The organism is Variovorax sp. 160MFSha2.1, assembly GCF_048305075.1.
In the GTDB taxonomy this organism is placed as follows: domain Bacteria; phylum Pseudomonadota; class Gammaproteobacteria; order Burkholderiales; family Burkholderiaceae_C; genus Variovorax; species Variovorax guangxiensis.
In genome coordinates this window covers 1-14,171 of sequence record NZ_CP157624.1, presented here as the reverse complement: position 1 = coordinate 14,171, position 14,171 = coordinate 1, and the positions used below count along the sequence as shown (strand labels likewise).

10 protein-coding genes are annotated in these 14,171 nt (G+C 67.4%); 3 read left to right on the top strand and 7 right to left on the bottom strand.

Features of this window, described 5'->3' with window-relative positions:
- Positions 1-12: 12 nt before the first annotated feature.
- From ABL838_RS00050 to ABL838_RS00040, 3 genes are all read right to left on the bottom strand, one after another.
- A complete protein-coding gene (locus ABL838_RS00050) occupies positions 13-735 on the bottom strand; it encodes an amino acid ABC transporter permease (protein WP_126020829.1) in 723 nt (240 codons plus the stop codon).
- A gap of 52 nt (positions 736-787) precedes the next feature.
- On the bottom strand, positions 788-1,621 hold the full coding sequence (locus tag ABL838_RS00045) for an ABC transporter substrate-binding protein (protein ID WP_418123529.1): 834 nt from the start codon (positions 1,619-1,621) through the stop codon (positions 788-790).
- A 70-nt stretch (positions 1,622-1,691) separates the two neighbouring features.
- Positions 1,692-2,588, bottom strand: a complete 897-nt coding sequence (locus ABL838_RS00040; protein ID WP_418123527.1) for a dihydrodipicolinate synthase family protein — start codon at positions 2,586-2,588, stop codon at positions 1,692-1,694.
- A 108-nt stretch (positions 2,589-2,696) separates the two neighbouring features.
- Here ABL838_RS00040 and ABL838_RS00035 point away from each other — a divergent pair, with 108 nt between their 5' ends.
- The 3 genes from ABL838_RS00035 to ABL838_RS00025 are packed head-to-tail and all read left to right on the top strand — an operon-like array spanning position 2,697 to position 7,656.
- A complete protein-coding gene (locus tag ABL838_RS00035; protein WP_418123526.1) occupies positions 2,697-5,645 on the top strand; it encodes an FAD-dependent oxidoreductase in 2,949 nt (982 codons plus the stop codon).
- Between the two features lie 5 nt (positions 5,646-5,650).
- Complete coding sequence (locus tag ABL838_RS00030) at positions 5,651-6,898, top strand: M20/M25/M40 family metallo-hydrolase (RefSeq protein WP_418123524.1); 1,248 nt, start codon at positions 5,651-5,653, stop codon at positions 6,896-6,898.
- A 23-nt stretch (positions 6,899-6,921) separates the two neighbouring features.
- Positions 6,922-7,656, top strand: coding sequence for an amino acid ABC transporter ATP-binding protein (locus ABL838_RS00025; RefSeq protein WP_418123522.1), 735 nt, complete (start codon positions 6,922-6,924; stop codon positions 7,654-7,656).
- A gap of 16 nt (positions 7,657-7,672) precedes the next feature.
- Here the strand turns inward: ABL838_RS00025 and ABL838_RS00020 are convergent, their stop codons facing one another.
- The 4 genes from ABL838_RS00020 to dnaA all read right to left on the bottom strand — a co-directional run bounded on the left by ABL838_RS00020 (position 7,673) and on the right by dnaA (position 14,171).
- Positions 7,673-8,629: an IS110 family transposase gene (locus tag ABL838_RS00020; protein WP_418121320.1), complete on the bottom strand. Its 957-nt coding sequence runs from the start codon at positions 8,627-8,629 to the stop codon at positions 7,673-7,675.
- A 216-nt stretch (positions 8,630-8,845) separates the two neighbouring features.
- Positions 8,846-11,452 (bottom strand): DNA topoisomerase (ATP-hydrolyzing) subunit B, encoded by a 2,607-nt coding sequence (gene gyrB, locus ABL838_RS00015; RefSeq protein WP_369660244.1) that lies wholly within the window; start codon positions 11,450-11,452, stop codon positions 8,846-8,848.
- Between the two features lie 136 nt (positions 11,453-11,588).
- A complete protein-coding gene (gene dnaN, locus ABL838_RS00010) occupies positions 11,589-12,695 on the bottom strand; it encodes a DNA polymerase III subunit beta (protein ID WP_126020843.1) in 1,107 nt (368 codons plus the stop codon).
- A gap of 96 nt (positions 12,696-12,791) precedes the next feature.
- Positions 12,792-14,171: a chromosomal replication initiator protein DnaA gene (gene dnaA, locus ABL838_RS00005; RefSeq protein ID WP_126020845.1), complete on the bottom strand. Its 1,380-nt coding sequence runs from the start codon at positions 14,169-14,171 to the stop codon at positions 12,792-12,794.

Below are 14,171 nucleotides of genomic sequence, written 5' to 3'. Positions count from 1 at the left end.
CTCGGGTTCCTTCTAGCGCTGCTCGAGCGCGGGCTCCGCGGGCACGACCGGCGCATCGGCGGCACTGCCGTAGGCGCGGCCGTAGTGGCGCTCGATGCGGCGCTGGATGAAGTCCCAGGCGGTGGTCATGAGCAGGTAGTAGATGGCGGCAACTATGAAGAGCTCCAGCACCATGAACTTCTCCTGGATCAGCACTTGCGTGCGGCGCAGCAGCTCCTCCATCGAGATCACCGAGGTGATCGACGTGGTCTTGAGCAGTCCGTTGATGCTGTTGCCCAGCGTGGGCACGATCAGGCGCATGGCCTGCGGCAGCACGATGTAGCGCATGGTCTGCGCGCTGCTGAAGCCGACGGCGCGCGCGGCGTTGGTCTGCCCGGCGGGAATCGACTGGATGCCGCCGCGCACGATCTCCGCAAGGTAGGCCGCCTCGTTGAGGATCAGCCCCAGCAGCGCCGACTCGATCACGGATAGCTTCAGCCCCAGCTGCGGCAGCCCGGTGAAGATGATGATGAGCTGCACCAGCAGCGGCGTGCCGCGGAACACCCAGATGTAGAAGTGCGCCGGCGCCGACAGCCAGCGGTGGCTGGACAGGCGGGCCAGGGCCAGCGCGCAGCCCACCACCAGCCCGCCCGCGATCGCCGCGAGCGTGAGCCACAGCGTGGTCACCGCGCCGCTGAGGATGTACGGATTGAACAGGTAGTCGAAGAAGCCCGACCAGCTCCAGCCTTGTCCCATGGAAGTTTCCTTCGCTTGCTTGCTCTATGGCGATGCGGACGGCGGCGCGCCCTCAGCTCGCCGGGCCCTTGACCGTCACGGCGCCGTCGGCGGCCTTGACGCCGTACTGGTCGAACAGCTTCTGGAAGCTGCCGTCGGCCTTCATGTCGTTCATGACCTTGGCCATCGCGGCGGCCAGCTCCTTGTTGCGCGCGGCCAGCGCCACCGGCGTGGGGAACAGGCCGTTGAGCACGCGCTCGAAGTCGCCGCGCTTCTGGTATTCGGCCCCGGTCGAGTCGATGGACAGCGCCACCTCCACCTGCCCCGCGCGCAGCGCCTGGAAGGCCATCGCGAAGTTCTCGAAGGTGCGGATGGTCATGCCCTTCATGCCCTTGTCGGTGAGCTGCTTGTCGAGCTCGCGCGCCTTGCGCTCCTCGAAGCCGCCGATCTCCACGCCGATGCTCTTGCCCGAGAGGTCTTCCGGCTTGGCGATCTTCAGCGGGTTGCCCTTGGCGGCGCTGATGCTGATGGCCTGGTCTTCGTAGACGAGCATCTGCATCAGCTTGGCGCGCTCGTCGGTGAAGAAGATGCCGGTGTTGATCACGTCCCAGCGGCCGGCCTGCAGGCCGGGGATCATGGCCGAGAACTCGATGCGCACGTATTCGGGCGTGAGGCACAGGCGCTTGGCGATCTGCTCGCCCAGCTCCACGCGCATGCCCTTGAGCGCGCCGGACTGGTCGACGAACTGCATCGGCGGCAGCGTCGGGTTGACCGACATGGTCAGCGTGCCCTTCTTGACGAGGGCCGAATCGGGCACGGGCGACTTGCAGGCCTGCTGCGCGTTCGCGGCGCCAGCGAAGGAGAAGAGGAGTGCCGTTGCCGACGCGAGGGCGGGAAGCAGTTTCATGGTGTGGTCCTTGAGGAGGGATCGAGGCGACGAGGTGGGAAACGGGAACGGAAATGAGGTGCCGGCTGCTTCAGGCGCGGATCGAATCGAGCAGTTCGAGGCGCGCGAGCTCGCGGCGCAGGTCGGCCGCATCGGCATCGGGCAGCGGCAGGCGCGGGGCGCGGGGCTTGCCGACTGGCAGGCCCATCATCGACAGGCCGTCCTTGGAGGCCGCGACGTAGCGGTGGCCGCCGACCCAGCGCACGATCGGCAGCATCTTCTTGTAGAGCTCGAGCGCGGCGGGCATGTCGCGCTCGTCGGCCACCAGCTCGAACAGGCGCGCCGACATCTTCGGGATGAGGTTGGAGCACACGGCCACCCAGCCCTGTGCGCCGAGCCAGAACGACTCGTAGCCCAGGATGCCCGCGAACACCGTCATGCGGTCGCCGCACAGCTCGATGATGTCGCGCACGCGGGTGACCTCGAGCGTCGACTCCTTGATGTACTTGCAGTTGTCGATGCGCGAGAGGCGCGCCACCAGCTCGGGCTTGAGGTCGACGTTGGCGGTGGCCGGGTTGTTGTAGACCATGATCGGAATGCCGATCGCCTCGCCTACCTTGCGGTAGTGCTCGAACAGCTCGTCTTCGGTGGGCGTGCTGTAGAAGGGCGGAATGATCATGACGCCGTCGGCGCCCATGCTCTCGGCCTCGCGGCTCAGCCGCACGCACTCGTCGGTCCACTCCGCGCCGGTGCCGATCAACACCGGCACGCGTTTTGCAGCGGTGCTCACGCAGGTTTCGATCACCAGCTGGCGCTCGTCGGGAGTCAGCGAGAGGAACTCACCGGTGCTCCCTAGGGGAATCAGCCCGTGGATGCCTTCCTCGATTTGCCAGTCGACCAGCTTCTTCAGCGCAGGCACGTCCACGTGCTTGCCGTCGGCGGTCATGGGGGTGATGAGCACCGTATAGGTGCCGCGGAACGCTGTCATGGGCAGTCCTTGGGAAAAATTCGGGCAATTCGGTATATGTATACGTTGAGTATACGTATACAATTCGACGCGTCAATCGTAAGTTGACGTTCTTCCTTCGCACTGCCCATGAGCGCCAGACTGACCCACCCTTCCATCACCCCGGCCGGGCGCCCCGTGCGCTTCTGGTACGACGGCCAGCCCGTCGAGGGCCTGGAGGGCGAGACCATCGCTGCCGCGCTAGCGGCTGGCGGCATCAAGGCGATGCGCCATACCCGCGGCGGCGAGCGCCGGGGTCTCTATTGCGGCATGGGCGCGTGCTTCGACTGCCTCGTCACCGTCGACGGCCAGGCCAGCCAGCGCGCCTGCCTGACCAAAGTGGCCGACGGCCAGCAGGTGCGTTCGACCCAGCCCGCCGGCACGCACGACGATCCGCTGCAGCCGCTCATCCCTCAGCCCGGCGCCGAACCCGAGCGCCGGCAGGTCGACGTGCTTGTCGTCGGCGCGGGTCCCGCTGGCCTTTCGGCCGCGCTCGCAGCGCGTCGCGCTGGTGCCGATGTGCTGGTGCTCGACGAGCGCCCGCAGCCCGGCGGCCAGTTCTACAAGCCGCTCGCGCCTTCGCATGCGGCGCCCTCCCCTGCGGACCGCCAGTTCGCGCAGGGCCTCGCGCTGGAAAACGATGTCCGCGCTGCCGGCGTTGCCATCGTCCAGGGCGCGCAGGTCTGGGCGGCCTTCTCTGCACACGAAGTCGCCGCGCTCATCGACGGTCGCGCTTGCGTGATCAGCTGCCGGCAACTCGTCATCGCCCCCGGCGCCTACGAGCGCCCCGTGCCTTTCCCCGGCTGGACCCTCCCCGGCGTGATGACCACCGGCGCCGGCCAGACGCTCGCGCGCGCCTACCGTGTGGCGCCCGGCCGCCGCGTGGTGATCGCCGGCAACGGCCCGCTGAACCTGCAGCTCGCCGCCGAGCTGCTCGCCGGCGGCGCCGAGGTCGTCGCGGTATTGGAATCAGCCCCGCGCCCGTCGCCGAAGCAATGGCGCCATCTGCTGACCGCGGCGCGCACGGCCGCCGACCTGCTGCTCGACGGCTGGCGCTACCTGCGCAAGCTGCGCGCGCACAAGGTGCCCGTGCTGTGGGAGCACGCCGTCGTCTCCGCCGAAGGCTCCACCGGCTTGCACGCTGTGCAGGTCGCGCAGATCGACGCCCAGGGCCAGGCCATGCCCGCGACGGAACGCCGCCTCGAAGCCGACACGCTCTGCCTCGGCTACGGCTTCATCCCCTCCACCGAACTCGCGCGCATGCTGGGCTGCGAACACCGCCTCGCGTCCCGCCATCTCGGCTACCTGGCAACCGTCACCCAGGAAGACGGCGCCACCAGCCTGCCCGGCGTGTACGTGGTGGGCGACGGCGCCGACCTCGGCGGCTCCCGTGTCGCGTTGGCGCGCGGCACGCTGGCGGGCGCCGCGGTCGCGCGCAACCTCGGCCTGCAGGCCCCCGAGCCCGACGAGGCCGCTGAAAAACTGCACCGCGCCGAATGCTTCCAGCAGGCGCTGTGGTCGATCTACGCGCCGCCGCCCGTCACCCTCGCGGCGGTGCCCGACGAAACGCTGCTGTGCCGTTGCGAGGAAATCACCTTCGGCTCCGTACGCGAACAGATCCGCGCCGGCAGCGACACGCTGGCCGCGCTCAAGCGCAACACCCGTCTCGGCATGGGCCGCTGCCAGGCGCGTTACTGCGGCGTCACCGCCGGCCGCCTGCTCACCGAGATGACCGGCCGGCCGCCGCAGGTCGAGCAGTACTTCGCCCCGCGTCCGCCCGCCAAGCCGGTGCCGGCCGGCGCGCTCGGTTTCGAGAAACCCGAATGGGGCGGCCACAAGCCCGCCATCACGCCCAACCTCGCGAGGCCGGTGGAACAGGCGCCCTTCGATGGCACGCTGCGCACCGACGTGCTGGTGATCGGCGCCGGCGTGCTCGGTTCCTGCCTGGGCTACTACCTCTCGAAGGCCGGCCAGGACGTGACGGTGGTCGACCGCGACGACATCAACCTCCAGGCCTCCGGCGCCAACGCCGGCAGCCTCCACGTGCAGCTTCTTTCGTTCGACTTCGGTGCCAAGGCGCAGGAAGGCGGTGGCCCGGCCGCGGCCACGCTGCCGCTCGGGCCGATGTCGGTGCGCCTGTGGCAGGAGATCGAGGCCGACTGCGGGGAGGACCTCGAGATCAAGATCACCGGCGGCCTCATGGTGGCCGACAGCGAAGCCGGCATGCGTTTTCTCGAAGCCAAGGCCGCGCTGGAGCGCAGCCACGGCATCGACGCGCAGGTGATCGACGGCGCCGAGCTGCGGCGACTCTCGCCCGCGCTCTCCGGGCAGCTGCTGGGCGCCGAGCTCTGCCCCATGGAAGGCAAGATCAACCCGCTGCGCGCCACCTACGCCGTCGTGCGGCGCGCGCAGCAGCAGGGTGCGCGCATGCTGCGCGGTTGCGACGTGCAGTCCATCGAGGCGCTGCCCGGCGAAGGCGCCGGCTTCATCGTGCGCACCTCGCGCGGCAGCATCCACGCAGGACGCGTCGTGAATGCGAGCGGCGCGTGGTCGAGCGCGGTCGGCCGCATGCTGGACATCGACATCCCCGTCAAGGGCGCGCCGCTGCAGATGATCGTGACCGAGCCCGCGCCGCCGCTGGTCAACCACCTCGTTGCGCATGCCGACCGGCACCTGAGCCTGAAGCAGGCCGCCAGCGGCGGCCTCATCGTCGGTGGCGGCTGGACGGCCGCCTTCAACGAAGGCATGCGCCTGAACCGCGCCGAGCGCGAGAGCATCGAAGGCAATCTCTGGGTGGCCGGCCACGTGCTGCCGGCCGTGCGCGGGCTGCACATGGTGCGCTGCTGGGCCGGCATGAACGTGAACATCGACGGCGCACCCATCCTCGGCGAAGTGCCCGGCCGCCCCGGCTTCTACAACGCCGTGACCTCCAACGGCTACACGCTCGCCCCCGTCACCGCGCGGCTGGTCACCGACCTCATCGTGCGCGGCCGCACCGACATCGACATCAGCCCCTTTCTCATCGACCGCTTCCTCTGACCGCCATGACCGAAAAAGCTTCTGCGCGCGACACGCTGCGCGACTACATCGACGCGCACTTCGACGAGCAGGTCCGCACCCTCGCCGAGCTCGTGCGCTGTCCCTCCGACAACCCGCCCGGCGATTGCGCCCCGCACGCCGAGCTCACCGCCCGGCTGCTCGAGGCCATGGGCTTCACGGTCGAGCGCCACGAAGTGCCGGCCGAGTTCGCCGCCGAGCACGGCATGCGCAGCGTGACCAACCTGATCGTGCGCGAACGCTTCGGCGACGGCCCGGTGGTGGCGCTGAACGCGCATGGCGACGTGGTGCCGCCCGGCGCAGGCTGGAGCGTCGACCCCTACGGCGGCGAGGTACGCGACGGCTGGCTCTACGGGCGCGGCGCCGCCGTGTCGAAGTCGGACTTCACCACCTACGCCTTCGCGATGCGCGCGCTCAAGCATCTCGCGGCCTCGGGTACGTCGCTGGCCGGCAGCGTCGAGCTGCACCTGACCTACGACGAGGAAACCGGCGGCATGACGGGACCCGGCTGGATCCTCTCCAAGGGCCTGAGCAAGCCCGACTTCGTGCTCTCCGCCGCGTTCTCGCACCACGTCGTCGTGGCGCACAACGGCTGCCTGCACCTCGAGGTCATCGTGCGCGGCACCTCGGCGCATGCCGCCCGACCCGACACCGGCCACGACGCGATCGAAGCCGCGGCCACCCTGCTGCCCGCGCTCTATCGATATCGAGACAGCCTCGCCGGCCGCCCATCGCGCACGCCGGGCATCACCCATCCCACGATGGTCGTGGGCCTCATCGACGGCGGCATCAACACCAACGTGGTGTCCGACGTGCTGAGCCTGCGCATCGACCGGCGCATCGTGCCCGAGGAGTCGCCCGAAGCCGTCGAGGCCGAGCTGCGCGAGGTGATCGAGTCGGCCTGCCGGCCGCTGCCCGGCATCTCGGTGGAGATCCGCCAGATCCTGCTGGCCCGCCCCTTCGCGCCCGCACCCGGCGCCGACGAGTTCGCCGCGCTCGTGTGCCGCGAGGCCAGCGAAGTCATGGGCAAGCCGGTCACGCCGATCGGCGTGCCGCTGTACACCGACGCGCGCCTCTACAGCGAGGCCGGCATTCCCACCGTGATGTACGGCGCCGGCCCCGAGTCGCTGCTCGAAGCCAACGGCCACCGCGCCGACGAGCGCGTGCCGCTGGACGAACTGCGCAAGGCCACGCGCGTGGTCGCCAACACCCTGCACCGGCTGCTCGCGCGCTGAATTTCATCTCACCGAGACACGACATGATCGAAATCAGCCACGTCGACAAGAGCTACGGCGCCTTCCAGGTGCTGACCGACTGCACCACCCAGGTCCGCAAGGGCGAGGTCGTGGTGGTCTGCGGGCCTTCGGGCTCAGGCAAGTCCACCCTCATCAAGTGCGTCAACGCGCTGGAGCCCTTCCAGCGCGGCCGCATCACCATCGACGGCGTGTCGGTGGGCGACCCGAAGACCGACCTCAACAAGCTGCGCGCCCGCGTGGGCATGGTGTTCCAGCACTTCGAGCTGTTTCCGCACCTCTCGATCGAGGGCAACCTCTCCATCGCGCAAGTCAAGGTGCTCAAGCGCTCGGCCTCGGAAGCCCGCACGGCGTCAATGGCGCTGCTGCAGCGCGTGGGCATGCGCGCCCACGCGCACAAGTTTCCGAGCCAGCTCTCCGGCGGCCAGCAGCAGCGCGTGGCCATCGCCCGCGCGCTGGCGATGAACCCCGTCGCCATGCTCTTCGACGAGCCCACCTCCGCGCTCGATCCCGAGATGGTCAACGAGGTGCTCGACGTGATGGTCGAACTCGCCCGCGAAGGCATGACCATGATGTGCGTCACCCATGAGATGGGCTTCGCCCGCAAGGTCGCGAACCGCGTGATCTTCATGGACCGCGGCCGCATCGTCGAAGACTGCGCGAAGGAAGAGTTCTTCGGCAACCCCGCGGGGCGGTCGGATCGGGCGCGGCAGTTTCTTTCGAAGATCCTGCAGCACTGAGCAACCGTCTTGTCAGTCAAGCGATATGCATCGTCGGATCCCATGTGGTGCCGTGTTTGGCGATGGCATTGAGCATGGTCAGCAGCTTGCGCATGCAGGCCACGAGAGCGACCTTCTTGCGCTTTCCTGCCGCCAGCAGGCGCTCATAGCAGGCCTTAAGCGCCGGGTTATGTCGCACCGCCGTCAGCGTGGCCATGTACAGGGTTCGCCGCACATCGGCGCGCCCACCCCAAATGCAGCGCTGACCACGCATCTGGCCGGAGTCGCGGTTCAAGGGCGCAACGCCCACCAGCGCAGCGATGCGGCGCCGGTCGAGCTTGCCGAGTTCGGGGAGTTCGGCCAGCAGCACTGCAACGCTGGCAGCGCCGATGCCCGGCACGCTGGCCAGCGCCTGGGCCAATCGGGCGTGATGGCGCTGCACATGCGCAGCCACCTCGGCTTCGCTGTCGCCGAGTTCCTGCTTCAAGAATTCAATGACTCGCTCGATGCTCGGGCGCGCCGCCGCGTGCGCCAGGCGCAGGCGCTGCCGCTCGGAGGTCAGCATCTGCACCAACTGGCGCCGACGCAGCACCAAGGCCTGCAGTTGCTGCAACTCGGCATCAGCCAGCGGCTTGACGAAGCGCTCGCGCTCGGGGTGTTGGTGCAGCACGCGGGCGAAGGCCGCCAGCATGCGCGCATCCAGCGCATCGGTCTTGGCCAGCGCGCCCATCGAGCGGGCGAAGTCGCGCGCGGTGCGCGGGTTGACCACCGCCACCGCCAAGCCCGCGGCTTGCAACGCGCAGGCCGCTTCGAACTCGTAGCCGCCCGTGGCCTCCAGCACAACCAGCGCGGGCGCCAAAGCCGATGCCTGGTTGACCAGTTGCTCGATGCCAGCCACGTCATTGGCGAGCTGCCAAGTCTTGCCCTGATCGCTGCTGGCGATCTCCAGGGTCTGGCTGGAGACATCAATACCGATAAAAACAGAGTCGGACACGTCCTCTCACTCCCATCCTTGTCTATACGAACTTCAAGTTCCTACAACCGTTCGGGCTGCAGAGAAGGACGGTCCGGCTCGGGCGCCCAGTGCTCAGAGGCGGGCTTCAACAAATGGCCCGGAGGCCGCTCGGGCTACCCGAGCCGGTCCGAGGCTTAAAGATACAAGGCCGGGCGCTCCGATGGAGCGCGGCCCCAGGGCCGGGAAGAAGAATAATCAGACGTCGATGTTCGCCGCCCGCAGCGCGTTCTGCTCGATGAACTCCCGGCGCGGCTCCACCTCGTCGCCCATCAGCATCGTGAACACGCGGTCGGCCTCGATCGCGTCGTCGATCTGCACCTTCAGCAGGCGGCGCACGTTCGGGTCCATGGTGGTTTCCCACAGCTGCTCTGGGTTCATCTCGCCCAGGCCCTTGTAGCGCTGGCGCGAGGTGGCGCGTTCGGCTTCGCCGATGAGCCACTTCATGGCCTGGCGGAAGTCGTCGACCTTTTCTTCCTTGGTACGGTCGCCCTCGCCGCGCTTGACCACCGCGCCCTCGGGGCTCAGCAGGCCGCGGAAGGTGTTGGCGGCTTCGGCGAGCGCGGCGTAGTCGGCGCCGTGCACGAAGTCCTGGGTGAGCACGCTGCTCTTGACGTTGCCGTGGTGGCGGCGGCTGATGCGCAGCAGGGGCTTGTCGGTGCGGGCGTCGAACTCGCTGCTCACCTCGGCCGGCACGCCGGTCGTGTTGAGCTCGCGCAGCTTGGCCTGCAGCGCGACGGCCGAGGCCTCGGCGGCGGGCGTGGTGTCGAGGTCGAGCGCCACGCCGTCGGCGATGGCGCGCAGCGCTTCGGCGTCCATGAAGTTGCGCAGGCGCGCGATGACGGCCTCGGCCACCTGGTGCTTGCGCGCCAGTTCGGCCAGGGTGTCGCCGCTGAGCGTGGTCGAGCTGGCACCGCCGGTCTCGATGCGCGCGTCCTTCAGCGCCACCTTCAGCAGGAAGGCGTCGAGCGCGGGGCCGTCCTTCAGGTACTGCTCTTCCTTGCCGACCTTCACTTTGTAAAGCGGCGGCTGCGCGATATAGATGTGGCCGCGCTCCACCAGCTCCGGCATCTGCCGATAGAAGAAGGTCAGCAGCAGCGTGCGGATGTGGGCGCCGTCGACGTCGGCGTCGGTCATGATGATGATGCGGTGATAGCGCAGCTTGGCGACGTTGAAGTCATCGGCGCCGCCGCCCGGCGTGCTCGCGCCGGCGCGGCCGATGCCGGTGCCCAGCGCGGTGATCATGGTGAGAATTTCGTTGCTGGTCAGCAGCTTCTCGTAGCGCGCCTTCTCGACGTTCAGGATCTTGCCGCGTAGCGGCAGGATGGCCTGGAACTTCCGGTCGCGGCCCTGCTTGGCGGAGCCGCCGGCGGAGTCGCCCTCCACCAGGTAGACCTCGCACAGCGCCGGGTCCTTCTCCTGGCAGTCGGCCAGCTTGCCGGGCAGGCCCATGCCGTCGAGCACGCCCTTGCGGCGCGTCATTTCGCGGGCCTTGCGCGCGGCCTCGCGGGCCTTGGCGGCCTCGATGATCTTGCCGCAGATGATCTTGGCGTCGTTCGGGCGTTCCAGGAGGTAGTCTGTCAGCAGGCGGCCGACGATGTCTTCCACCGGCGCGCGCACTTCGCTGGACACCAGCTTGTCCTTGGTCTGGCTCGAGAACTTGGGCTCGGGCACCTTCACGCTCAGCACGCAGCAAAGGCCTTCGCGCATGTCGTCGCCGGTGACTTCGACCTTGGCCTTCTTGGCCAGCTCGTTCTCCTCGATGTACTTGTTGATGACGCGCGTCATCGCCGCTCGCAGGCCCGTGAGGTGGGTGCCGCCGTCGCGCTGCGGGATGTTGTTGGTGAAGCACAGCACCTGCTCGTTGTAGCCGCTGTTCCACTGCATCGCCACTTCGACGCCGATGTGCGTGCCGGGGATGCCGCCGTAGGTGTCGGCCGGGCGCTCGCCCTCGGCGTAGAACGAGTTCGGGTGCAGGACGGTCTTGCCCTTGTTGATGAACTCGACGAAGCCGCGCACGCCGCCGGCGCCGGAGAAGTCGTCTTCCTTGCCGGTGCGCTCGTCCTTCAGGCGGATGCGCACGCCGTTGTTCAGGAAGCTCAGTTCGCGCAGGCGCTTGCTGAGGATCTCGTAGTGGAAGTCCGAGTTCTCCTTGAAGATCTCGGTGTCGGGCAGGAAGTGAACTTCGGTGCCGCGCTTGTCGGTGTCGCCGATGATCTTCATGGGCGAGACCTCGACGCCGTTCACCGTCTCCAGCAGGCGGTTCTGCACGAAGCCGCGGCTGAATTCGAGCTCGTGGATCTTGCCCTCGCGGCGCACCACCAGGCGCAGCATGGTGCTCAGCGCGTTCACGCAGCTCACGCCCACGCCGTGCAGGCCGCCGGAGACCTTGTAGCTGTTCTGGTTGAACTTGCCGCCCGCGTGCAGCTCGGTCAGCGCGATCTCGGCGGCCGAGCGCTTGGGCTCGTGCTTGTCGTCCATCTTCACGCCGGTGGGAATGCCGCGGCCGTTGTCGGTGACGGAGATCGAGTTGTCGGTGTGGATGGTCACGACGATGTCGTCGCAGTGGCCGGCCAGCGCCTCGTCGATGGAGTTGTCGACCACCTCGAAGACGAGGTGGTGCAGCCCGGTGCCGTCCGAGGTGTCGCCGATGTACATGCCGGGGCGCTTGCGCACGGCCTCAAGCCCTTCGAGGATCGTGATCGAGCCTTCGCCATAGCTGGTGTCGGCGGCCACGGTTTCGATCTCGGGGATGTAGACGGGCTCGGTGTGCGGCACGTCGGGCTTGTTTTCTTCAGCACTCATTCGGATATTCCTCAGTCTCTCACGGCATTCGCGCGTGATTTTTCGGGCTCTCAAAAGCTCAATTCGCCGCCTCTTGAAAGCGCAAACCCGCGGAAGGCCGCGGGTCGTGTGCGCAAGGCGCCGTGGTTTCTGTCTGCTAGATGCGCATCGGCATCACGACGTATTTGAAGGATGCGTTCTCGGGAATGGTCAGCAGCGCCGAACTGTTGGAGTCGGCCAGGTCGATCTTGACCATGTCCTGGTCCATGTTCGACAGCGCGTCGATCAGGTAGGTCACGTTGAAGCCGATCTCGATGGTGTCGCCGCCGTAGTCGATGTCGAGCTCGTCCTGGGCCTCTTCCTGCTCGGCGTTGTTCGATGCGATGCGCAGCGTGCCCGGCTCGATGTTCAGGCGCACGCCCTTGAACTTCTCGCTGGTCAGGATGGCGGTGCGCTGCAGGCTGGCCAGCAGCGGCGCGCGGCCGAGCGTGACGGTGTTCTTGTGGTTCTTCGGGATGACGCGGTTGTAGTCGGGGAACTTGCCCTCGACCAGCTTGGTGACGAACTCCATGCCGCCGAAGCTGAACTTGGCCTGGTTGTTCGCGAACTGCATCTCGATGGCGCCTTCGGCGTCGGACAGCAGGCGCTGCATTTCGAGCACGGTCTTGCGCGGCAGGATCACTTCCTGGCGCGGCACTTCCACGTCGAGCGTGGCGGACGAGAAGGCCAGGCGGTGGCCGTCGGTGGCGACCAGGCTCAGCTGCTTGCCCTCGGCCACGAAGAGGATGCCGTTGAGGTAGTAGCGGATGTCGTGCACGGCCATCGCGAACGAAACCTGCGAGAGCAGGTCCTTGAGCGTCTTCTGCGGCACGCTGAACACGGGGCCGAAGTTGGCGGCTTCCTGCACCAGCGGGAAGTCTTCCGCCGGCAGCGACTGCAGCGTGAAGCGGCTCTTGCCGCCCTTGAGCACGAGCTTGCTGGCGCTCGATTCGAGGCTCACGGTCTGGTCGGCCGGCATGGTGCGCAGGATGTCGATCAGCTTGCGCGCGCCGATGGTGGTGGTGAAGTTGCCTTCATCGCCGCCGAGCTCGGCGGTGGTGCGGATCTGGATCTCGAGGTCGCTGGTGGTCAGCTGCAGCTGGCCGCCGGTCTTGCGGATCAGCACGTTCGCCAGGATCGGCAAGGTGTGACGCCGCTCCACGATGCCCGCCACCGACTGCAGCGCGGCGAGGACCTTGTCCTGGGTTGCCTTCAAAACGATCATGTCTTCTTCCTCTTCCTATCTCTTTGAATCAGCTTGCAGGGCGCCATTCTCCGCTGTCGCGGGGAGCTTCCTGGACGACATCCGATTTCTTTCCGGTCAGCCCTTGAGGGTCTGCTCGAGCACGTGGAGCTGCTGGTTGAGCTCGGTGAGCTGCTGGCGCTCGCCCGAGATCTTGCGCACCGCGTGCAGCACCGTCGTGTGATCGCGCCCGCCGAACAGCTCGCCGATTTCCGGCAGGCTCTTCTGAGTGAGCTCCTTGGCCAGGTACATCGCGATCTGCCGCGGCCGCGCGATGCTGGCCGGGCGTTTCTTGCTGTACATGTCGGCGACCTTGATCTTGTAGTAGTCGGCCACCGTCTTCTGGATATTCTCGACGGAGATCTGCCGGTTCTGGATCGACAGCAGGTCGCGCAGCGCCTCGCGCGCCAGGGCGATCGAGATCTCCTTCTGGTTGAAGCGCGAGTAGGCGAGGATCTTGCGCAGCGCGCCCTCGAGCTCGCGCACGTTGGAGCGCACGTTCTTGGCGACGAAGAAGGCGACTTCTTCCGGCATTTCGGCCGATTCGGCGCGCGCCTTGTTGATCAGGATGGCCACGCGCATCTCGAGCTCGGGCGGCTCGATGGCGACCGTGAGGCCGGAATCGAAGCGCGAAACCAGGCGCTCGTGGATGTCCGCCAGGCCCTTCGGATAGGTATCGCTGGTCATCACGATGTGCGACTTCTTGGCCAGCAGTGCCTCGAACGCATTGAAGAATTCTTCCTGCGTCCGGTCCTTGTTGGCGAAGAACTGCACATCGTCGATCAGCAGCAGGTCGAGCGAGTGGTAGCGCTCCTTGAACTCATCGAAGGTCTTGCGCTGATAGGCCTTGACCACATCCGACACAAATTGCTCGGCGTGGATGTAGAGAACTTTGGAGTCCGGCTTGTCGGCCAGCAGCCGGTTACCCACAGCATGCATCAGGTGGGTCTTGCCCAGGCCGACGCCGCCATAGATGAAAAGAGGGTTGTACAGGTGACCCGGCATGCCGGCCACGTGCATCGCCGCGGCGCGCGCCATGCGGTTGGCCGTGCCCTCGACCAGGGTGTCGAAGGTGAGGCCGGAATTCAGGCGGTTCTTGAAGCCGGCGGCGGCCGGCTCCTCGCCCGGGCCCGCCACGTCGCGCGGCACGTCCGTCTCGGTCATGACGGCCACGGGTGCAGCACGCACGGGGATTTCGCGAGGAGCAAGCGCTAACTCGATGGCAACCGGCTGGCCGTACATCTTTTCCGCCATGGCGGCGATCTTGCCGGCGTACTGGGCACGGATCCAGTCGAGCTTGAACCGGTTGGCCACGAACACCGTCATGCGCGACAGGTCGTCGGCGACCTGTGCCGTCAGGGGTTTGATCCAGGTGTTGAACTGCTGCTCGGACAGCTCCTGCGCGAGCTGGTCGACGCAGGCCTGCCAGAGGCTTTCGCCGATGCCGTCAGTCGACAT